General features: G+C 60.0%; 18 protein-coding genes and 1 pseudogene. 2 read left to right on the top strand and 17 right to left on the bottom strand.

Features of this window, described 5'->3' with window-relative positions; all coding sequences use genetic code 11:
• Nucleotides 1-490 precede the first annotated feature (490 nt).
• From CEPID_RS10710 to CEPID_RS10755, 10 genes are all read right to left on the bottom strand, one after another.
• A complete protein-coding gene (locus CEPID_RS10710; protein ID WP_047240948.1) occupies nucleotides 491-1,885 on the bottom strand; it encodes a protoporphyrinogen oxidase in 1,395 nt (464 codons plus the stop codon).
• A 10-nt stretch (nucleotides 1,886-1,895) separates the two neighbouring features.
• Nucleotides 1,896-2,975, bottom strand: a complete 1,080-nt coding sequence (hemE, locus tag CEPID_RS10715) for a uroporphyrinogen decarboxylase (protein ID WP_047240949.1) — start codon at nucleotides 2,973-2,975, stop codon at nucleotides 1,896-1,898.
• 57 nt (nucleotides 2,976-3,032) lie between these two features.
• Nucleotides 3,033-5,669 carry a heavy metal translocating P-type ATPase gene (locus CEPID_RS10720; RefSeq protein WP_083984452.1) on the bottom strand — a complete coding sequence of 879 codons (2,637 nt, stop codon included), beginning with the start codon at nucleotides 5,667-5,669 and terminating at the stop codon, nucleotides 3,033-3,035.
• The gene (locus CEPID_RS10725) at nucleotides 5,669-6,160 is read right to left on the bottom strand and encodes a hypothetical protein (protein WP_047240950.1); all 492 of its coding nucleotides are present in this window, start codon (nucleotides 6,158-6,160) and stop codon (nucleotides 5,669-5,671) included. Before CEPID_RS10725 ends, CEPID_RS10720 begins: the two co-directional genes overlap by 1 nt.
• 50 nt (nucleotides 6,161-6,210) lie before the next feature.
• Nucleotides 6,211-6,786: a hypothetical protein gene (locus CEPID_RS10730; RefSeq protein WP_047240951.1), complete on the bottom strand. Its 576-nt coding sequence runs from the start codon at nucleotides 6,784-6,786 to the stop codon at nucleotides 6,211-6,213.
• Nucleotides 6,787-6,835: 49 nt separating this feature from the next.
• Nucleotides 6,836-7,858, bottom strand: a complete 1,023-nt coding sequence (gene hemB / locus CEPID_RS10735) for a porphobilinogen synthase (RefSeq protein WP_047240952.1) — start codon at nucleotides 7,856-7,858, stop codon at nucleotides 6,836-6,838.
• Between the two features lie 41 nt (nucleotides 7,859-7,899).
• Nucleotides 7,900-9,651 carry a bifunctional uroporphyrinogen-III C-methyltransferase/uroporphyrinogen-III synthase gene (locus CEPID_RS10740; protein WP_144413518.1) on the bottom strand — a complete coding sequence of 584 codons (1,752 nt, stop codon included), beginning with the start codon at nucleotides 9,649-9,651 and terminating at the stop codon, nucleotides 7,900-7,902.
• A gap of 200 nt (nucleotides 9,652-9,851) precedes the next feature.
• Nucleotides 9,852-10,745 carry a hydroxymethylbilane synthase gene (hemC, locus tag CEPID_RS10745; RefSeq protein ID WP_047240954.1) on the bottom strand — a complete coding sequence of 298 codons (894 nt, stop codon included), beginning with the start codon at nucleotides 10,743-10,745 and terminating at the stop codon, nucleotides 9,852-9,854.
• A gap of 8 nt (nucleotides 10,746-10,753) precedes the next feature.
• Nucleotides 10,754-12,130, bottom strand: coding sequence for a glutamyl-tRNA reductase (locus CEPID_RS10750; RefSeq protein ID WP_047241532.1), 1,377 nt, complete (start codon nucleotides 12,128-12,130; stop codon nucleotides 10,754-10,756).
• Nucleotides 12,131-12,219: 89 nt separating this feature from the next.
• Nucleotides 12,220-12,468, bottom strand: a complete 249-nt coding sequence (locus CEPID_RS10755; RefSeq protein WP_047240955.1) for a glutaredoxin family protein — start codon at nucleotides 12,466-12,468, stop codon at nucleotides 12,220-12,222.
• Between the two features lie 130 nt (nucleotides 12,469-12,598).
• Between CEPID_RS10755 and CEPID_RS10760 the strand changes: the two genes are divergently transcribed.
• Entirely contained in the window at nucleotides 12,599-13,648 is a 1,050-nt protein-coding gene (locus CEPID_RS10760) for an HAD-IB family hydrolase (RefSeq protein ID WP_047240956.1), read from the top strand.
• 415 nt (nucleotides 13,649-14,063) lie between these two features.
• Here CEPID_RS10760 and CEPID_RS12975 read toward each other — a convergent pair whose 3' ends face one another.
• The 5 genes from CEPID_RS12975 to CEPID_RS10780 form a co-directional block, all read right to left on the bottom strand.
• Entirely contained in the window at nucleotides 14,064-14,165 is a 102-nt protein-coding gene (locus tag CEPID_RS12975; RefSeq protein ID WP_003855542.1) for a 30S ribosomal protein bS22, read from the bottom strand.
• A gap of 318 nt (nucleotides 14,166-14,483) precedes the next feature.
• Nucleotides 14,484-14,675, bottom strand: a complete 192-nt coding sequence (locus CEPID_RS10765; RefSeq protein ID WP_047240957.1) for a helix-turn-helix domain-containing protein — start codon at nucleotides 14,673-14,675, stop codon at nucleotides 14,484-14,486.
• 238 nt (nucleotides 14,676-14,913) lie between these two features.
• Nucleotides 14,914-15,786 (bottom strand): pyrroline-5-carboxylate reductase, encoded by an 873-nt coding sequence (gene proC / locus CEPID_RS10770; protein ID WP_083984453.1) that lies wholly within the window; start codon nucleotides 15,784-15,786, stop codon nucleotides 14,914-14,916.
• A gap of 64 nt (nucleotides 15,787-15,850) precedes the next feature.
• A complete protein-coding gene (locus tag CEPID_RS10775) occupies nucleotides 15,851-16,750 on the bottom strand; it encodes a hypothetical protein (RefSeq protein ID WP_047240958.1) in 900 nt (299 codons plus the stop codon).
• 13 nt (nucleotides 16,751-16,763) lie between these two features.
• On the bottom strand, nucleotides 16,764-17,693 hold the full coding sequence (locus CEPID_RS10780) for a Ppx/GppA phosphatase family protein (RefSeq protein ID WP_047240959.1): 930 nt from the start codon (nucleotides 17,691-17,693) through the stop codon (nucleotides 16,764-16,766).
• A 34-nt stretch (nucleotides 17,694-17,727) separates the two neighbouring features.
• Between CEPID_RS10780 and CEPID_RS10785 the strand changes: the two genes are divergently transcribed.
• On the top strand, nucleotides 17,728-18,636 hold the full coding sequence (locus tag CEPID_RS10785; RefSeq protein ID WP_047240960.1) for a hypothetical protein: 909 nt from the start codon (nucleotides 17,728-17,730) through the stop codon (nucleotides 18,634-18,636).
• Here the strand turns inward: CEPID_RS10785 and CEPID_RS10790 are convergent.
• Nucleotides 18,633-19,322 (bottom strand): response regulator transcription factor, encoded by a 690-nt coding sequence (locus tag CEPID_RS10790; RefSeq protein WP_047240961.1) that lies wholly within the window; start codon nucleotides 19,320-19,322, stop codon nucleotides 18,633-18,635. The genes CEPID_RS10785 and CEPID_RS10790 overlap by 4 nt on opposite strands.
• Nucleotides 19,319-20,555: pseudogene (locus CEPID_RS10795) on the bottom strand (sensor histidine kinase). Before CEPID_RS10795 ends, CEPID_RS10790 begins: the two are co-directional and overlap by 4 nt.
• Nucleotides 20,556-20,578 lie beyond the last annotated feature (23 nt).

Raw genomic sequence — 20,578 nt, forward strand, 5'->3', positions numbered from 1 at the left:
AAATTGCCCCAATCTCAGTACAACTTTTCCAACTAACTCGTTGCTGAGGAAGGGGCTGCCCGGATAGTAGGCACCGTATCAGGTTGACTTTCAGGGATGAGACACGCAAAACCGGGACGCAGTGAATCAAAGAGGGGCACAACCAAATCGCTCGCAAGAGCATCGCCCTAGACTCGTTCACACCCAAAATCACTCGATCAACTGTCCACTACTTGCGGGCAACCTGAAAACCCTAAGGCCACAATGCCAATATGAATTAGAACACCCCAAATGGACCAAGTCTCGGAGAGCTATTAATCTCTCGCGACCGGATTACGCTGTGGCCGTTTTCGAAAACGCTACATCCATCCAAATTCCGCTCAAGCATTTCACGCTGATGGAAAGAGATGAAGATCTCTTTTGGGGTCTTAGCAGCATCGTTCTCCTGCCTCCCCCACATTTCTCCGATCGGGGAATCAAGAACTTCGAAATTCGATGAGCCCGCACCAACTTACTTTGCTATTCGCCCCGCAGCAGCCCTCGCCCCGGCAATAACTGCCGGAACGCCCACGCCATCGGCCCAGGCACCAGCAACATCAATGCCATCCACCGCCGTCAACGCAGAGCGGACCGTGGCGACGGTGGCCAGGTGGGTGGCATCGTAACGCGGGAGGCCACCGAACCAGCGCTGGACAAAGATCTCTGCGAGACCTGCGGCGCGGCCATCAAAACCGGTGATCTTCTGCAGGTCATCGAGGGCGTAGTCGACGAGATCGTCTTCTTCAGCTCGGACCAGGGCATCATCGCCGAAGCGACCGAAAGAAGCTCGAACCAGGGCACCGCCGCGCTCGGCGAGGTGCGGCCACTTCTTGCTCGACAACGTGAAGGCCTTGGCATGCACACCTGGCTCGTCGGTGGCAATCAAGATGCCAGAGTTCTCCGGCAGGCCCTCGGCGGAGTCGAACTTCATGCCGACAACAGCCGAAGAAGCCAGCTTGACCTGCTTCAACGCCTTGGAAGCCTCTGGCGCGACCAAGCGGAGCTGAGCTGCTGCGGTTGGCGCCGGGGTGGTCACGAGGACCCGATCGAATTCGCCCTCACCACCCTTGAGCTGGAACTTCTCCCCCTTCTTCTCGATAGCAGAAATGAAGGAATCCAGGTGAATACGCGCGCCGGACTGTTCGGCAAGTTCTTCGTAGAGTTCGGCGTAGCCACCGCGGAACGCCGCGAAGACCGGCTTGGGTGCCTCATCTGAGCTCGCACGGGCTGCAGCGCGCTGCTTGTCCATCTTCGCAACGGCAGCCGACAACGTGACCTTCTCCCCGTCCGCCACCATCTGATCAAACACAGCCGCCAACGCAGGGATCGTCGCACGAATACCGAGGTCATCGGCACTGCAGGAGTACACGCCACCAAGCAGAGAAGACACGACGTGGTCAACGACGTCGTCACCGTAGCGCTCGCGAACTAGTGCGCCGACGGACAGGTCTGAAGCGGGATCCCAGTCGATACCGGGCTGGTTCGCCTCATCGTCGATACGCGCGGCGGTCTCGGGAGAAATCAAACCCTCTAGGGCAGCCGAAGTGGCGGGAATGCCCATCGCACCGCTCGCAGGCATCTGGTGGAGCTGGCCACCGGAATAAATGAGCGAGCGCAGGCCGGATGGGTACACGAGGGAATCCGCGAGGCCGAGCTTTTCGAAGAAAGCGCGGGCGTCGGCGCGGAAGTTGATGAACGCTTCCGCACCCATGTCCGTGCGGCCAGACTCAAAGGGGACGGTGAAGAGCTTGCCGCCGATGCGCTCTTCAGCTTCAAAGACGTCGATCTCGGCGTCCGGGGCCAGTTGGCGCAGCTCGTAGGCAGCAGTGAGGCCGGCAAGGCCGGCACCGATGATCGCGAACTTCATATCTGTTGACCTAGCTTTCGTGAATGATGGCAACGGCTTCAGTGATGGCTTCTGCCGGGGTGTTCGGCAGCACGCCATGCCCCAGGTTGAAGATGTGGCCCGTGGCGTGGCCTGCGTCGATGGCAGCGGCAGCCTCTGTCTTGATTCGTCGGGTCTCTTCGCGCACCACGTCATTTCCTGCGAAGAGTATCGCGGGATCCAAGTTGCCCTGCAGCACCTTCGCGCCCGAGGCTGCATGGATCCGCTGCGCGGCCTGGTCCAGAGGCACGCGCCAGTCCACGCCCATGACGTCCGAACCTGCTTCGCTCATGGCGCCGAGCAGCTCACCGGTGCCCACGCCGAAGTGGATGCGCGGAATTTCCGTAATCCCCGGGGTTTCCGCCAGGATCTCGGTGGAATAAGGCAGCACGAACTCGCGGTAGTCCCGCTCGGTCAGGAAGCCGGCCCAGGAGTCGAACAACTGCATCGCATCGATCCCAGCATCAATTTGCGACGCCAACCACGTCTTGATCGTCGGAGTCAGCCGCTGCATCAACTTGTGCCACACCTGTGGCTCAGCATGCATCATGGCCTTGGTCTTCTCGTGGTTCTTACTCGGCCCGCCCTCCACGAGGTAGCTTGCCAGCGTAAATGGCGCGCCAGCAAAACCAATCAGCGCCTGGTGTGGCTGCAACTCCGCCAGAATAATGCCAATGCCTTTCAGCACCTCCGGCACTTCCCCCTCGAGCACCGGCAGCTTATCGACGTCCGCCGCGGTACGAATCGGGTCGGCAAGCACCGGCCCTCGCCCCGGCACAATATCGATATCGAGACCAGCTGCCTTCAACGGCACCACGATGTCGGAGAACAAGATCGCGGCATCGACATCATGGCGACGCACCGGCTGCAAGGTGATCTCCGCCAGCAATTCCGGCATGAAGCAAGAATCCAGCATGGGAATTCCTTCGCGGGCAGCGCGGTACTCTGGCAGGCTACGGCCCGCTTGGCGCATGAACCACACTGGGGTGCGTCGAGGGGTTTTGCCGGTAGCGGCGTCGAGAAGCGGGGCGTCGATAAGGGCGCGACGCTTTGGCGAAGAAATAGCAGTCATGCCCACTATCATGCCTCAACTTGAAATCTAAGGGTAAACCGGGTTTTGGCGAGTCGATCAGAACTTGCGGACCGCGTTGGAACGCGCCTCGATGAACAGGGTAAAACCAATGGTCAATAGGGTGGCGGCCATGGGGTGAAGCACGCCTGCGACCGCCGCGGAAATCACCAGGGCGTTGTAGGCCCAAGAGAACCAGATATTACGGTCTACCAGCGCGGACACTCGCTTGGACAGGGTCATGAGCTCGGGGATGACCGAGACATCTTCGCGCAGCAGCACAACATCGGCTTCGTCGATATCGAGATGGAACTCGGGCTCCATGAGGATCCCGACATCGGCGACGCGCAGACACTCCCGCACGCTCAGCCCACCGACCATGGCGACGGTAGCGCCCTGAGTGTGCACGCCACGCACCGCCATCGCTTTACGTCCCAGTGCGATGCCTGCCAGGACTTTCGACATACCGAGCCGATCAGCGAACCGACGGGCCACCGGGTACATGTCCCGGGTGAGCATGATCGTTTCTAGGTCCATGCTCTCCAACTGCTGGATCGCATCAACCGCATCGTCCTTGCTGTCATACGTCAAGGTGATCACGCCCCGTGGTTTGCCCTTCCAACTCACCACGATGGGCACGCCTCCGCCAACCGCAGCGGTGGCCAGCCGCGATGGCAACCCGGACAGATCCCGCGGTCGGACGAGCTTCGCCTCTGTTTGGCGCAACTCGATTTCACCGTCGGAGTTCTTCATGGGGACTTCGATGCTGCCCACGAGGTCACCAGATTCCGTCATCCGCGGATGCGAGACCTCAATCCAGTGCGGAATTTCATCGCCGCCGGCTCCGGAGTCACGGGCCTCACGGGAAGCCCGTACCAGCGCCTTGCCCACCGGATGCTCGCTCTCCATCGACAACGCACCCGCCACGCGCATCACCAGCTCGGCGTTTTCGCCGTCGGCTGCGGTGAGGGTGGCCACCATCATGTCGGGCTTGGACAGCGTCCCCACCCGGTTGAACACCACGGTGTCCACCTCGTCGAGCTCCCGAATTTTCTCGGCGTCGCGCAGCAGCATTCCCTTCCGGGCCGTCTGCTCCACTCCGAGGCGCATCGCCACTTGAGTGGAGAGCGCCAGCGCTACCGGCCCGACGCCCGCGAGAATCGCCAGCGCGCTCGCAGTGGCCGAGTTGATGTTGCCGGTGATCAGCCACCACAGCACGAAATCCACCGCAGCGATCCCTAATGCCCACGGGACCAAGATCGAAGCCGTCTTGGTGGCCAAGAGCTCCGAGCGGTTTTGTGAGTTGGTCGCATCGGCGATCCAGCGATAGATCGCCGCCATCCGGGTTTGCGAGCCGGTCTTCATCACGCGAATCTTCAGCGGCCCGCCCTTGATCAGACCCCCCGCATGAACGATCGAATTCACCTTCGCCTGCTGGACTCCCCCCTGATAGTGAGAGAACAGGCCAGGTAGAATTTCAGCGGCACCACCGATGACTCGGCCATCCACCGGGATCTTGTAGCCACCGGGCACGATGATGTCGTCGCCCTCGCGGATTTCCTGCAGCGGAATGTCCACGTGAACGCTCTTCGCCGTCGCCGGATCCTTACGAACCACCGTCACCGAGGTCATATAGTCCCGGCGAGCCGACGCGGCGTCGTCGAGCAAGCCCCGGCGCGACCGTCGAATGAACAACCCACCGAACAACATGAACACGGTCACCCCGCAGGCGACATCGAGAAACAGCTCGCCGCTCGACATCGACGCGTAGTTGTACGCCAGCCACTGGGGGGCAAATCGCCAACCGGGCGCTCCCGCCGGGGTGAAACACAACAACACCAACGACCAGATATAGGCCGACAGCACGGCCACCGAACTGGCCGCATCCAGTGCCGACATACCACGACGCAAACCGGCAGCCAGCGCGCGGTGGAAGGGATAGGCACCCCACGTAACCACCGGCGTCGCGAGCGTCGCACACACCCACTGCCAGTACGGAAACTGCAAAGCAGGAATGTAGCACAACAAGAACACCGGCAAGCTCAGCAGCGCGCTCACAATGAGCCGCTTCCGGGTGAGCAGCTCCCGGGCAGTAAACAACACGTTGGTTGAGTCTTCATCCCGACGCTCCCGCAGCGCCGCACTGCCCAACCAGCCAGACGCCCTCGCCAGCTGCTCATCCCGCTGCAATGCTTCACGACGCCGCCTAGCCTGTGCACTCCCCCGTCGCAGCCCGGGCATCTTTCGCTTCCGCGTCGGGGCCACCGTCCGAGCCTGCTGTTCAAAGCGTTCAGCTCGACGCCGCAGCGAAGCATGGGTCAAAAAGGCCTTCACCCCATGAGCGGCGAACACTTCCGCGATCTGGTCGGGATTCACATCGTCCGGAGCGGTCACCCACGCGGTCTGCGACTCATAGACCACTGAGGCTTTCACCCCTTTGAGCGATTGCAACTCCGCCTCAATCGCCTTGACGTCGACCGCCGAGCGCAGGCCTTCCAACTCCAGCGTGAAGGAGGTATAGGCCCCGCCTTTTCGACGCGCCAACCTGAGCTGCGGTGATTCTTCACTATCACCAGTCCCCGTCACTCCGGCTTGCTTCGCGGCCTCCTTTGCAGCCGCGATGGCCGACTCCATCTGCTGCTCAGAACGACGCAGTTTAGAAGGGACCTCCGGAAGTGGCTGATCAGTATCTTGCATCAGCGCCGCTCCGAAAGATAATCCAGGTGCAGGGTCACGCTATCGCGGTACAAAAGCACTGCGGAGGTGGCCAGCATTACCGGGATCAGCGCCACGGCAAAACCGCCGGCCTTGATCAAAAACGCAATCATGTCAACCAGGACCACCAGCACTACGACGCCAACCACCCACGGACGTACCTTGCGGGCACCATTGCGCACCTGCACGCTCAGCAACACCAAAACCATCGCTGCGACGATATTGCAGATTCCCACGATCCGCTGGTTAAGCACCACAGCTTCCGCGAAACGCGGATCTACATTCGGATCACCGGTGTAGCCGGCGGTCGCGATGATCAGCCCTGCCACCAGCATGAACATGGTGGAAGCTAGCATCAACAAGTACCCCCAACGCAGCGCAGTCGGGGGACGCGCAACGTCATGATCGGAGTGCGAACGGTGATCGTCGGGATCCTGCCCGCCACGATACATCGTAGGAAACATGTTGGTCATGGTTATCTAGTGTCCTAGGAAGCGCGCAAAAGTGCTAATTGAAGCACAATCTAGGCTGCGGTGCTGGCACTGCGCGCCCATTCCACCGACTCCGGCTTGGAGCCCAAAATCGCAGCTAGGGTAGCGGCAATCGCCACGATGATGATGAGCACGCCGTCGAAAAGCACCACCCCGATGGGAACCGACCCCTGTGGCACCAACAGGAATGCCATCAAACCGCGCATCGCTAGGTAGATGCCGAAGAACAGCAACATTCGGCGCATGTTTTCCGCAAAGCGCTTTCGGTTGCGTAAGCGGTAGGCGCCGTAGGCCACAATCCCCATGATGGACATAGCGATGAGGCCGGAAAGCACCAATGAAAAGTACACCGCGAAGTTGAACTGCTGCTCGGTCGGGTTCATCCCTGGGAAACCAGACATCGACTCGTGCGCCTGCTGCTTCAGCTCAGAGGGGTCCAAGACGCCGATGACGATGTTCATCACCTGATGCAAGCACTCCACTGCCACTACCACCAGCCACAATCGGAAAGCCAACATGACCGACTCGGGAGCCTCACCCGGATTGGTCACGGGTTTCGGCGCCAACGCACCGCGGGCGGAATGCCCAGAAGGGCCAAGGGAAGTCACTGGTTCTCGCTACCTTTTCTCGTAGGGAAAGGGGTATCTCGCCGTGTGTCTAGGCGAATTCCGCCCGCAACAAGCGAGCCGCTTCGACGGCGAAATAGGTCAGAATCTGGTCCGCGCCAGCACGCTTGATAGACAACAACGATTCCATCATCACGGCCTGGCCATCCACCCAACCGTTCGCGGCTGCCGCCTGAATCATCGCATACTCGCCGGAGACTTGATAGGCAGCCACTGGGACGTCGGAAAGCTCTGCCACGGCACGCAGCACATCCAGATATGGCAGTGCTGGCTTGACCATCACGAAGTCCGCGCCCTCAGCGATGTCGAGCTCCACCTCCAATAAGGACTCGCGGAAATTTGCAGGATCCTGCTGGTAGGTACGACGGTCGCCTTCGAGGGAGGAGCCGACGGCGTCACGGAACGGCCCATAGAAAGCGGAGGCATACTTAGCGGAGTAGGCCATGATCGCCACGTCGCTAAAGCCGGCTTCGTCAAGGGCTTCGCGGATCGCAATGATTTGGCCATCCATCATCCCGGACGGGGACACAATATGCGCGCCCGCCTGAGCTTGTGCGACAGCCATCAAGCAATAGCGCTCCAGAGTGGCGTCATTATCCACCACTACGTTGCCGTGGTGGTCCTCCGCGAGCACACCACAGTGGCCATGGGAAGTAAATTCATCCAGGCAGGTATCGGCCATAACCAGGATCTCGTCGCCGAACTCAGCCCGCACGGCGGCGATGGCGCGGTTAAGGACACCATCTTTAGCCCAAGCCTGCGACCCTTCCGCATCCTTATCAGCATCTTTTGGCACGCCGAACAGGTCAATGCACTTAATGCCAAGATCTTTGGCCTCACGCACCGCTTCCAGCAAGGAGTCTAACGTGTGCTGCACAACGCCGGGCATCGAAGCTATAGGGTTGGGCTGTTCGAGCCCATCGGCGATGAACATCGGCAGAATCAGGTCTGCCGGGCGCAACGTGTTTTCGGCAACGAGCGCACGCATCGCTGGGTTAGTCCGCAAGCGTCGAGGACGGCGCACCGGGATCGGAGTGTGCTGGATATCTGCCATATTGTCCTCCTAGAAAATTTGCTTCTGTTAGTTGCTGTCCTCTAGTTGCTGTCCTCGGCAGCAGGCCCTGCCACAGCGTTCGATGCTACGCCGGTTTCGGCTGCCTTTGCCGTCCCGCGACGAGCACGACGCTTCTTCCGAGGCGGTGGCAACTGCCCGCTGGCCCGCAGACCGGCTACGTGTTCCGCGAGTGCGTCGACCAGCTCGGTGACGCCAGCTACCTCCGGCACCACGTCCACCCTAAGCCCAAGTTCCTTCGCGGTAGCAGCTGCCATCGGGCCAATGCAGGCGATGATGGTGCGTTGATGCGGCTTTCCGGCAATCCCTACAAGATTGGTCACCGTTGATGAGGAGGTGAAGCACACCGCATCAAACCCGCCGGTCTTGATCATGTCGCGGACCTCGGCCGATGGTGGAGCTGCGCGTACCGTGCGGTAGGCGACAATGTCATCTACTTCCCAACCCAAGCCGATCAGGCCGTCCACCAAGACATCAGTAGCAATGTCCGCCCGAGGAAGCAGCACTCGCCCAACCGGGTCGAGTTCCGCATCATACTCAGGGAAAACTTCCACCAAGCCCGCGGCATTTTGCGCCGAAGCGGCCGGCAGCAGCTCCGGCGTAATGCCGAGCTCGCGAACCGCCTCCGCAGTCTTATGCCCCACGCAGGCGATATGCACTCCAGCGAAGGAACGCGCATCCAGCCCAAATTCCGTCACCTTCGCCCACAGGGCCCGAACAGCGTTAACGCTGGTCAACGCTACCCACTGGTAGCGTCCTTCCACGATGCCCTTCACCGCGCGTTCCATTTGTGCTGGGTTGCGTGGCGGCTCCACGGAAATCGTTGGGACTTCCTGCGGGATCGCGCCATGCAAGGCCAAGCGCGTGGACATCGGCCCAGCTTGTTCCTTCGCGCGTGGCACCAGCACTCGCCAGCCATAGAGCGAACGATTTTCCCACCAGGAGTACTTGGAACGGGAATCGACGGCCTTGCCCAACGTCACGACGATCCGACCTGGCAATTCGCCGTCGATCTTGCCGAGGGTCCCCAAGGTGGTGTCATAGGTGCGCTGCAAGCGGGTGGTGCCGTTGACCGTTACGGTCGCAGGCAGGTCAGCGCGCAGCCCATGGGTGAGCAGCTCGGCCGAAATCGTGTGCAAATCGCCAGCTTCAGCTTGCAAAACTAGTGGTTGCGGAGCCTGAGCGAGCTGTTGCCAATCCACCTCACCGCTGGTGACATCCGTTTCGGTGTACGTCGACCCGAGGGCGATACCAGCAAACGAGGGCACCGTCGCTGGCAAGGACATACCGGGCACGACATGAAACTCCAGGCCAGCGGCAGCCACGGCAGAGATCTCCTGCAGCACTGCATCGTTGGAAAGCGGATTACCTGCTACCAGGCGGATGACATCCTGGCCGGTTGCAACAAACTCAGACAGCTGCTTGACGACGGCTGCTGGCCCGCCCGGCTCGACGTCGAAAAGCTCACCTGCGGTGGGCCCTGGTGGCTTTGGGGGCCGACGGCGCGCGCCGTTGGCCTTCGCCTCCGCGCAGAGCTGCTCGTAGGCATCGTCGAATGCCTTTTGCTTTTCGGCGGGAACGGGTAGGTCCTGGCCTACGACGTCTCGGACGCCGCGCAAGACCGCAGCATCAACGACTGCGCGAGCCGTGGTGGCTAAGACTTCCCTGGCCCGGATGGTCAACAAATCGGGGTTGCCGGGGCCGGCACCGACGAAGATCACCGTGCCGGTGGTCTGGTCGGATACATTCTCGTGTTGATCAGCCTGTTGGGCCATGCTCATTAATTATCTCTTCTAGTTACGTCGGGTAACCGGGCGGGGAAAATCGGGGTGTGCAGCGCGTCCAAACCTGCTTAAGCGCGGGTTCGAGCGTACATAACACGCATTAGGTCAACCCTAAAGCATAGGGGTGCCTTTTAGAAAAAATCGCCTTCGCCAAACCGGCCTGCGGGCAGACCGGTAGCCGCGGGTGTGGCCTAAGCCCTAGCCACCAGATCGCCGGCCCCGCGGGATAGCAATACGCGGGCTAGCTCAGCGCCCAGGGAGGCAGCTTCCCCAACGGGGCCAGTGATCTCCTCACGGAGCACTTCGCTACCGTCAAGCGCAAAAACACCCGCTAGCAGGTGAATGTGCCCATCGGCGACACTGGCGTAGGCCGCCACCGGGGCTGTGCAGCCAGCCTCGAGTGTGGAAAGCACCATGCGTTCAGCTTGTGCAGCCGCGGTGGCATCCTGGTCAGCGAGAGTATCGATCGCCTCGACCACAGCACTGTCTCCGGCTCTGCATTCCACTGCCAACGCGCCTTGTGCAGGCGCCGGGAGGAACTCCGCCGGATCGAAGATATCCGTCGCGCGACCTAGCTGGTCGATGCGTGCGAGCCCAGCTGCCGCCAGAATCACCGCGTCTAGTTCGCCGGTGGTCACCTTCCCCATGCGGGTATCGATGTTGCCACGCAGCGGTTGAATATCTAGGTCAGGGCGCTTCGCCCGCAGTTGAGAAACCCGTCGCGGCGCCGAGGTGCCCACGCGGGCCCCTTCGGGCAGCTCGGCGAGGGTCAACCCGTCCCGGGCGATGAGCACGTCCATCGGGTGCGCGCGCTCGGGTACCACGAGGTGGAAGCGCGGATCAGCGGCAGTCGGGAGATCCTTGAAGGAGTGCACGGCAATGTCACATTCACCGCGTTCCATTGCCTCACGCAGCGCTTGGGTAAACACGCCGACTCCGATCCGCTCTACGGGGGACATGTTGATGTCGCCCGGCGTGGTGATGATCGTCAGCTCGGCATCGTAGCCAGCTGCGATCAGCGCATCCCGGATGTGGCCGGCTTGGGTTGTAGCGAGCTTTGAGCCGCGCGTACCGATTTTTAGCATGGTGCTCCTTATGCTCCTTGATCCAGGTGGGTTTCCAGGACCGATCCAGCCACCTTTGGCACGTTTTCCTTAGGCAGCGCTGAAGCCTTCACGTCAACCGAACGAGGTTCCTCATCGAGGCCGAACAGCTCCTGCAGCGCCGATTCATAAGAGACCGTGCCTGAAGTGACTGCCAATTCCTTCACCCGGACGGTGGGGTTGTGCAGCAGCTTATCGACGACCCGTCGCATCGCCCGCTCGACTTCTTCCCGGTCAGACTCCGTCATCATCGGGGTTCGTGTGGTGAGCCGTTCCAGCTCGATATTGACTACCTCAGCAGCATGCCGGCGCAACGCCGCCACCGCTGGCACCACGTTGCGTACTCGCTGTTCGGAAATATAGGAGGTCAACTCATGATCGACAATTGCCCGGGCCTCCGCGCTCGCCCCGGAAGTCGCCGCGCCTTGTTCCTCGTGGAGTCGCTCAATATTGACTAATTGTACGTTGGGTTTTTCTGTCACGAGGTCGTCGATATCTCGCGGCAGGGAAAGGTCCACCAGCATTAACGGCTTGGTTAAGGCGGGGATGTCGGCGGCGGCGATCGTGAAGTTATCCGCGCCAGTGGCCGAAATCGCCAGGTCTACCTCATCCAACACGCTCGCGCGTTCCTCAAACGCCACCGCAGTCGCGTTAATCCCCAGCTCCCGCGAGCGCTCCGCGAGTACCTCGGCGCGCGAACGGGTGCGATTAGCAAAAATCAAAGTATCGATCCCGAGGCGTCCGAGGTGGGTAGCAGACAGCGAAGCCATGACACCAGCACCCATGACCAACGCGCTCTTGCCCGCGAGTGGACGCTCCGCGTCGCCGACCGAGCCCATCAACTCGATAGCCCTATCAACCGCGTAGCTCACCATCGAGGCCCCGGCATCATCGATCTCGGTTTCGGTATGCACCCGCTTGCCGGTATGCAACGCAACTTGGGTAAGCGAGTGCAGCGCCTTGCCGACGGTGCCGAGCTCACCAGCGCGTTGATATGCGGTACGAACCTGCCCGATGATCTGCTGTTCGCCAACCACCATCGAATCCAGGCCCGAAGCCACCACGAGCATGTGCTCGGCGGCGGCATCAGCGTAACGGACATACAAATGGTTGCGGAGGGTATCGATATCTACCCCCGAACGTTGATGCAGCACCTCAACTACTTCGTTGACGCCCGTATGGAAGCTATTGGTCACGGCGTAGACTTCCACCCGATTGCACGTGGACACAATCATCGCTTCCGACAGCGACGGTTGATCAACCAACGCCATCGCAGTCTCGTCGCGGACCGAGTCATCCATGCTGACCTGCTCCAACACCTTCACAGGTGCCGAGCGGTGCGACATCCCGACCACCAGCACGCTCACGCTAATCACTCACCGCTTCCTACGGACTCCAGGTAAGTCAAACTTTTGAATTACCCCACCGCCTAAATATTCAACCTCTCAGCGTAGTCCTAATGCCCAATCAAGGCCAATTCTTCCCGGAGCTCCGCGTTGTCCACTTCCCAACAAGCGAACTCGTCACCGTCGATCACGACCACCGGCACGCGATCGCCATATTCCATGGCGAGGCCGGCCTTATCGACGTCGACAAGCTTGAGCTCCGCGCCCGCCTCAGCAACGACCGGGGCGATTTGCTCGGCGACCCGCGCGCACGACCCACACGTCGCACGCACCATCAATTCCACCAACACGGCACTCATGCCTCCTATTCCACCCAGACAACCCAGCGCAGCGCCGCCACTGTGGCTTACGATGGACTATCGTAGTTGTTCCTACCGACTAGGCAGTAAAAGAACTAGGCAGTTAAAGAAAAGGTCCCACAACGTGAGCATGTCTGGCTTCGATGGCTTCGCCGCCACGCCCGAGGAATTCCTGGCAAGCTGGAGTGCCTCCCGAGGCAACCTGCGCCGATTCTTGGAGGAAAAAGCGCTGCCACCTGTCGATGACGAAAGCCAGCGAGCAGCAGGTGAAGCTGCCGTCGCAGCCGCTGTTTCCGAGGTTTTCGACCTCGAACTCCACGACTTCACCTCTGGTGTCGACGCCGTGGCAGGCGCCTTCGAAGCAGCCGGCGGCCGACTGCTGACTAACCCAGACCCAGACATCCCACAAGACCACGGGACGGCGGCCTTCTTTGATGTCGACAACACCCTCATTCAGGGTGCTTCCATCATCGTTTTCGCGTTTGGGCTTTTTCGACGCCGCTACTTCCGCATGCGCGAAATCGCACCCGTGGTGTGGAAACAAATCAAGTTCCGCGTCACCGGCTCCGAAAACCCCGACGATGTCGCCGCTGGCCGACAGCAAGCCCTCGCCTTCGTCAAAGGTCGCTCGGTGGAAGAACTCATCGACCTCTGCGAAGAAATTTTCGACTCCAACCTCGCCGAGAAAATCTGGCCCGGCACCCGCGAACTAGCCCAAATGCATATCCAAGCCGGACAGCAGGTCTGGCTGGTATCGGCAACCCCGGTACAGATCGCGCAGATCATCGCCCGGAGGCTCGGGTTTACCGGCGCGCTCGGCACCGTCGCAGAGGTGGAAAATGGCCGGTTCACGGGCCGTCTGGTGGGCGACATCCTCCACGGCCCAGGCAAGCGCCACGCCGTGGCGGCCCTAGCCTCGGTGGAGTCCCTGGATCTCTCGCGGTGCACGGCCTACTCCGACTCCATTAACGACGTCCCGATGCTCTCAATGGTCGGCACCGCTGTCGCCGTAAACCCAGACGCGAAGCTCCGGCGCGTCGCCGCACTGCACGGCTGGGCGATCCGCGACTACCGATCCGTGCGCAAAGCAGTCCGAAAATTCGGCATCCCTGCGCTGGTCACCGCGGGTTTTTCCATCCTTGGTGTGCGCGCTTATCGACGCCCCGCTGCCGCCGAGTAGTTTGGTCGGACGCCGCTTCTACAACACCGCGAAATTCCTTCGAAGTTGCTCACTCTTGACGGCGCATTTCTGGGGTTAAGTATAGAAAAGTGTGTCTCTGATGCGTGATTTCCGCAGCGTAGTGGGCCTGAAGCCAGTATTTACTGCTGTCTGGGAGCTTTATACCTTTAGCCCGCTCGATGTCGTCCCTTCGGTGTAGTCAGACTACCGCTGCGGGATTATATTCATTAAAAAACGCTGCTCTACGTAGTCGGACTACGCCGAAGCGACGACATAGCACTTGTGCAGCGCACCCGCACGGTCGGCGACACCCCGACCGGACACACTTTTCTTTACTTGACCCCATAGAACGGCTATCTACGACACGAACCCCGCGCTGCGTGATGCAGGCGGGGTTCGGGAAAGCTGAAAAAGCTTACTTGCCGAGCTTACGACGCTGAACGCGAGTACGGCGCAGCATCTTGCGGTGCTTCTTCTTGGACATGCGCTTGCGACGCTTCTTAATAACGGAACCCATAGGGTTTACCTCACTTAGCTAGACGATGTATGTACATACCTGCCAGCACTGCCGGCGCAAAACACGACGGTCGAGTGCACTTCGTCCTGACGTTACGCAGCCACATGAATCATCCTTCGAGTAAAAGATTCCACGCATGGCAAACGTTGCGCGACACAGGAGCGCTGACACGAATGGTCTAGATATTACCGCCTAGCGCGTTGGGATCAAAAAACGGGCCGGAAAACGACCTGGGGGCCTGTGGAGTCCGCCGTCATTGCGACGCACTCTACAGGCCCCCAGGGGCACCAGAATTCCGCTTACTCGATTGCCCCAAACTTACATGGCCTTGTAGTAAGAGGAATTCAGGTATTCGTTAACCGCGGTCTCGTGAACGCGGAAAGAACGGCCCACGCGTACCGCTGGAAGCTCGCCGGAGTGCACGAGACGGTAAACCGTCATCTTTGACACTCGCATTATGTCTGCAACTTCCGCGACAGTCAGGAACGTGCCATTTTCTTCATTAGCCATTAACTTAAACCAACCCTTCACACACACCGCGCGCTGTAGGCTTCCCCTCCCACAGAAAGGACACGCAAGTGCTTGCCCTAGCTTACCGTGAAGCATGTGACTGTTGCGACATGAGTGCTAAAAAATGTCAGCAGGTTTTAAATAACACTGATGGGAATAAGACGTTTACCCAGGTAGATCCGAACTGGACCTGAGTAAGAATCCGAAATTATTTTTCGCCACACCAGCCACAACAGGCCTAGTCGTCTTCAGTTTCCCCATTAGCAGTCGGAGAAAGAACCGAATGCTTTGGAGCCGGACGTGGAGCACCGAGTTGCGCATTCCGCTCGGCACACTTCGACGTAGCCCGATAGATCGCGCCCCGCAACCCCGATTCCTCCAGCTCACGAATCGCCGCGATCGTCGTACCGCCGGGCGAAGAAACATTTGCCCGCAGCAGGCTTGGCTCTTCTCCTGTTTCCTTCATCAACAAGGCAGCGCCATGAGCCGAGCTGACAGCCAAGTCCCGGGCCAAATCCCGAGGCAGGCCAAGGCTAATTCCAGCATCGATCATCGCCTCAACGAATAAGAAATAGTAAGCGGGAGAAGAACCAGACATTGCGACGACCGCGTCCATCTGTGACTCCTCCACCACAAAAACATCACCGACGGCGCGCAACAATTCCTCGATGTCCGCTAGCTCCTCAGCACCCACGAAGCGCCCCACTGAGACCGCAAGCGTGCCGGAACGCACCAGCATCGGCGTGTTCGGCATGACTCGCACCACCGGAGTACCTGCGGACACCACTTCCTCCATGGCGCGCAACGTGATGCCAGCTGCCATGGAAATCACCGTGGTGTCTTGGGCGTTGTTGTCAAGTGTTTCGGACATCTCCGCCAGGACCGACACAATGTCCTTAGGCTTCACGCAGAGGAAGACCGTATCGACATCATCTACCGCCTGTGTCACATCGGTGTAATCGACGATCCCATAAGCGTCGAAAAGCTCTTTGCCGCGCTCGGGTCGTCGATTAGCCACGTGGATATCCTTTGGATTCACCCCGCTGCTCACCAGGCCCGAAATCAGCGCCTCGCCGATTTTCCCGCCACCAATAATCGAGATTTTAGTCATGCACCTACACTAACGGGCTTCGCGAAGATCCGCGAAGCCCGGGCGCAATGAACCAGTGTGCTCGTTACAGCTGAGCCACCAGCATCGGTCCAAAAGTGACAGCAAGGCCAGTAAGACCAGCCAAAACCATCGACAAGCCATCCTTCTCGGTGCGCAATGCATGCACCACGCCGACCAGCCCCAAGGTCATAGCGATGGCGAGTGCAGCGACCAACAGCGGTGCCACCGACGCCCACAGCACCTTAAATCCGATGAACAGGCCGACCCCTACGGCAACCCCCACAAGCGCCATGACGACGACGCTGACCAGCGAGATCTTGTCGTCTTCAGCTTCTTCCAACTCTTCGACAACATCAGTTGCGACCACGTCTCGGACGCTAGAGTCCGAAACTGGTTCGACTACAACTTCTTCCGAACTCGTGATTACCGGAGCTACCTGTTGTGCCTCGGAAGGCTCTACCACGGGCAGCACCGTGGTTTCTTCGGCGTCCTGGGCAGACTTCTGCTTCGCTGGGGCTGGCGCGTCAAGCGTCGCAGCTGACTGGGCCGGGAAAGAATCCGTGGTTAAGCGAACCGGGTCAGACTCGTCCACCACCGAGATTGGCACGCCGGTTGGGAGGGCATCTGGTTGGGCTTCCACCACTGGCGCAGCTTCCGGCTGCGTGGCCACCACCTCAGCTTGAACTTCATTTTTAGCAGGGGTTTGCGGCTCGACAGCAGCGGGCTTTGCCGGCTGCTGGGCAGCAATGTCCGTGCGCGTAGGTGCGTCGATTGGTACGGCAGTGTGACGAGCCTCGATCGGCTTCGCAGTGACCTTAGGAATAGAGCCAGTAAACTCCGCGACCGAAACGCCACCTTCCTCCAAGCTGCGTCGACGTCGACGACGCGGCGCGTCGGAGCTTCGACCGCCTTCTTTGGCGGCCCGAGCCATCAGCTCGGCAACCGTTAGCTGCTGGTCACTCATCTAACCACTCTTCCTATTCCAGGCCCTTATCGATCCGTCGCAAAATCACGCCTTCGCGCAATGCCCACGGGCAAATTTGGATCTGTTCCAAACCTAGTGCACGCATGCTAGCTTCCGCGACTAATGCACCAGCAACAATCTGGTGCGATCGGTCTGCGCTAATCCCCTCCAGCTCGGCGCGATCGGCTGCAGTCATCCGCGAAATGAACGCGATCAACTGGCGTAAACCCGGCGCTGTAAGGGTACGAGTCACCCGGGGACCTGCGGAAGAAGGTGCAGCGCCAGTCAAGCGAGCCAGCGTCCGGAAGGTCTTCGAGGTGGCCACCGCCAAGTCGGCCGTGCCGGAGGCACGCAGTACGCGCGCTGGGTTCGCCAATTCCGCGTCGATGTAGTCGCGGAGAATATTAATCTTCTTGCGCTCAGGAGGATCAGTGTCAAACCACTGGTGTGTCAACCGACCCGCACCCAAGTCGAGCGAAAAAGCAGCATCTGGGGTCTCGTCGGTTCCGGTGGATAACTCCAAGGAGCCACCGCCGATGTCTAGGTTGATGATGCGCCCAGCAGACCAGCCGTACCAACGTCGTACCGCCAAGAACGTCAGACGAGCTTCGTCTTCACCGGAGATCACCTCGAGGTGAACGCCAGTTTCCTTCTCAACGAGGTCGATGATCTGATCCCCATTCGTGGCCGAACGGATCGCAGACGTCGCGAAAGGAATGAGCTCCTGACAGCCCAACTGATCGGCGAGTTCCCTCGCCTCTCCGACCGCTTTGACTAACTTACGGACACCCTTGTCATCAATGTTGCCCTCACCATCGAGGTGCTCAACAAGTCGCATGGTGGTCTTCCAATCGGACATCGGAGTTGGGTGTCCGCCCGCATGGGCATCGACGCCAACCAGATGAACCGTATTGCTTCCCACGTCCAATACACCTAATCGCACACCTTCAAATGTAGACGGTCTACGCTAGCAAAGTGTGAATCCCCCTGTATTTCTCGGCTTTCCGGCGAATTCTCCGGCAGCGGCGTCGATAAGCGCAGGCGCCGAACTGGCCCCTGATTTTGCCCGGGACTGGTACGAATTCACCAACCCCAGCGACCCGCTACACACCATCGTGGTCGACCTGACCTGGCTCGAATCCCACTGGCACTGCACCTTCGGCACGCCTGCTTGCCACGGCATCGACGCGACGAACCCCGCCGTGGGTTGCTGCGGCCACGGCGCCTTCCTAGTCGACGAACAAGACCGCGACCAGCTTGCCGACGCCGTTCGTCGCATGCCGCCACGCTTTTGGCAGCTCCGCCCAGTAAACCTCCCCGAGCACTTCGAGCCCGAAGAACTGGAACCTTGGCTCGAATGGGACGAACTCGACGACGAAGACGGCAACCCGGAACCAGCGCTCAAAACCGTCGTCGTGGATGGGGCTTGCATTTTTGCTAATCGGCCCGGGCACCCAACCGGCGCGGGCTGCGCCCTCCACCAATGGGGAGCAGACGCCGGTGAGGATCTAACGATCGTGAAACCGGAGGTGTGCTGGCAATTGCCGCTGCGTCGCCTTGAGGCCTACGAAGATCGCGCGGACGGCGTGGAAATCCTCCGCACCACAATTACCGAATACGATCGTCGGGGCTGGGGAAACGGCGGCGAAGACTTCGACTGGTACTGCACCACCGCGCCCGGATGCCACACGGCTTCGGCACCAATCTGGAAAACACTAGAAACCGAGCTGCGCGCTCTCATCGGCGACGAATGCTACGACATCGTCGCGCAGCACTGCGCCTCCCGAGCAGCAGCAAAAGCGCAGCTCCGTGGCAGTGGGGCTGACCCCTTTGCGACACACCCGGCCACCGCAGCGGGCCAACCGCGCAACTACGGTCAGTCCTAGGCTTCGAACTTATACCCCAAGCCTCGGACCGTAAGGAGCTGCTTCGGGCGCGAAGGCTCTAGCTCGATCTTGGAACGCAAACGCTTGACATGCACGTCGAGCGTCTTGGTGTCCCCCACGTAGTCCGCACCCCACACTCGATCAATGAGCTGACCTCGGGTGAGCACTCGGCCCGCATTACGCAACAGGTACTCAAGGAGGTCAAACTCCTTCAACGGCATAGGCACGTTAACCCCATCAACACTCACAGTGTGGCGTTCCACATCCATGCGAACCCGACCCCCAGTGAGGATCTGTTCGTCTTCATCTTCCATTACTTCCGGCTCCCCGCCACGGCGCAGCACCGCCCGGATGCGGGCGATGAGCTCGCGGGAGGAATACGGCTTGGTCACGTAGTCGTCGGCGCCCAGCTCCAGGCCAACCACCTTGTCGATCTCCGAATCCCTGGCCGTCACCATGATGATGGGCACCGAGGACACGCCACGGATCTGCTTGCACACGTCGGTGCCAGACATCCCTGGAAGCATGAGGTCAAGCAAGACGATGTCGAAATCGCTTCGCTCAAACTCCACCAACGCTTGCTGCCCATCGGCCGCCCAGGTGGTGTCGAAACCCTCTTTGCGCAGTAGGAACGCCAGTGGGTCCGCCAAAGATTCTTCGTCTTCGACAATCAGGATGCTCGTCATTGTGCTTTATTCCTTTCGCCGCGTTGGAGTACGCGACCATGCCTTGCTGTGGGTAATTCGGGAGCCAATTCGGGCGCATGGGGCACACCAGAATTGGGAGTATAAAGTGGCAATTCCAGCGTAAACGTTGACCCAGTGCCAAGCCTAGACCACAACTTGATCTCGCCACCGTGGTTTGCCGCCACGTGCTTGACAATAGCCAAACCTAGCCCAGTACCACCGGTCGTGCGCGATCTAGCCTTATCGACGCGGAAAAACCGCTCGAAAACGCGAGCCTGGTCGTCGGGAGCTATCCCGATACCTCGATCGGTGACGCGGATTTGGACCGTGTTTTCACCCGTAATCTTCTGAGTGATTGTCACTGGAGTTGAATCCGGCGAATAGTTAATTGCGTTGCTTATGAGGTTCGCCACTGCGGTGACTAGGAGCGAGTGGTCGCCGTTGACAAACTTGCCGGAACTGCGTCCAGAAGTGAGACGAATGTTGGCATTGTCAGCCGAGAGCTGCACGCGCGAAATAGCCTCATTGACCACATCATCAACGCTGATTGGTTCCATGTCTGGCAGCGCTTCAGCACCTTGCAGTTTCGACAAAGAGATCAGTTCGTTGATCATGTCTGCCATGCGGTGCGCCTCTTTGTGCAGGCGCGCGCCGAAGTATTCCACCGAGTCTTGATCATCAGCCGACTCAAGTAGGGCTTCGGCGAGCAGCGCCATTGCCCCCCACCGGGGTCTTCAACTCGTGCGAAACATTTGCCACAAAATCACGCCTTGCCGATTCCATCCGGACGTTTTCGGATTCGTCGGTGGAATAAATCACCATAAAGCGACTATCTACCAGCGTGAGGGGCTTCACTACCGCCTGAATGGCAGTGACGCGCGACCCCGCTCTTCTCCTGGGAAGTTGGAGATCCACCGCACGGGTCTCCAGATCCTCGAAAACTTCCTCTACCACCCGCCACACCTGGTCATTGAGGGTGTGCTCATGCACAATCCCCATCTCGTGTGCACGACCGTTTGACAGGATCACCTCAGCGGCACGATCCACCACCACCATGCCCGTCGGTGAGCCCTGCATCGCCAGGTGTAATACCTGGCTGACGGTGGTGACTTCCGCGGTGGTGAGCGTGGCCGCGGCGCGCCGCCGTTTGACGCTCTTGCGCAGGAAATCTGCAGCCGGAAAAGCGAGCGCGGCACAAACCACGCCCGCTCCGAATGCGAGGGTCGCTGACATTTACGTGACGTTGATGGTCAGTA

Origin of the sequence: Corynebacterium epidermidicanis (assembly GCF_001021025.1) — a bacterium.
Classification (GTDB): domain Bacteria; phylum Actinomycetota; class Actinomycetes; order Mycobacteriales; family Mycobacteriaceae; genus Corynebacterium; species Corynebacterium epidermidicanis.

Coding starts and splice junctions, on each gene's coding strand:
- CEPID_RS10710 (WP_047240948.1), bottom strand. CDS start 1,885: ATGAAGTTCGCGATCATCGGTGCCGGCCTTGCCGGCCTCACTGCTGCC.
- hemE (WP_047240949.1), bottom strand. CDS start 2,975: ATGACTGCTATTTCTTCGCCAAAGCGTCGCGCCCTTATCGACGCCCCG.
- CEPID_RS10720 (WP_083984452.1), bottom strand. CDS start 5,669: ATGCAAGATACTGATCAGCCACTTCCGGAGGTCCCTTCTAAACTGCGT.
- CEPID_RS10725 (WP_047240950.1), bottom strand. CDS start 6,160: ATGACCAACATGTTTCCTACGATGTATCGTGGCGGGCAGGATCCCGAC.
- hemB (WP_047240952.1), bottom strand. CDS start 7,858: ATGGCAGATATCCAGCACACTCCGATCCCGGTGCGCCGTCCTCGACGC.
- CEPID_RS10740 (WP_144413518.1), bottom strand. CDS start 9,651: ATGGCCCAACAGGCTGATCAACACGAGAATGTATCCGACCAGACCACC.
- hemC (WP_047240954.1), bottom strand. CDS start 10,745: ATGCTAAAAATCGGTACGCGCGGCTCAAAGCTCGCTACAACCCAAGCC.
- CEPID_RS10755 (WP_047240955.1), bottom strand. CDS start 12,468: ATGAGTGCCGTGTTGGTGGAATTGATGGTGCGTGCGACGTGTGGGTCG.
- CEPID_RS10760 (WP_047240956.1), top strand. CDS start 12,599: ATGTCTGGCTTCGATGGCTTCGCCGCCACGCCCGAGGAATTCCTGGCA.
- CEPID_RS12975 (WP_003855542.1), bottom strand. CDS start 14,165: ATGGGTTCCGTTATTAAGAAGCGTCGCAAGCGCATGTCCAAGAAGAAG.
- CEPID_RS10765 (WP_047240957.1), bottom strand. CDS start 14,675: ATGGCTAATGAAGAAAATGGCACGTTCCTGACTGTCGCGGAAGTTGCA.
- proC (WP_083984453.1), bottom strand. CDS start 15,786: ATGACTAAAATCTCGATTATTGGTGGCGGGAAAATCGGCGAGGCGCTG.
- CEPID_RS10775 (WP_047240958.1), bottom strand. CDS start 16,750: ATGAGTGACCAGCAGCTAACGGTTGCCGAGCTGATGGCTCGGGCCGCC.
- CEPID_RS10790 (WP_047240961.1), bottom strand. CDS start 19,322: ATGACGAGCATCCTGATTGTCGAAGACGAAGAATCTTTGGCGGACCCA.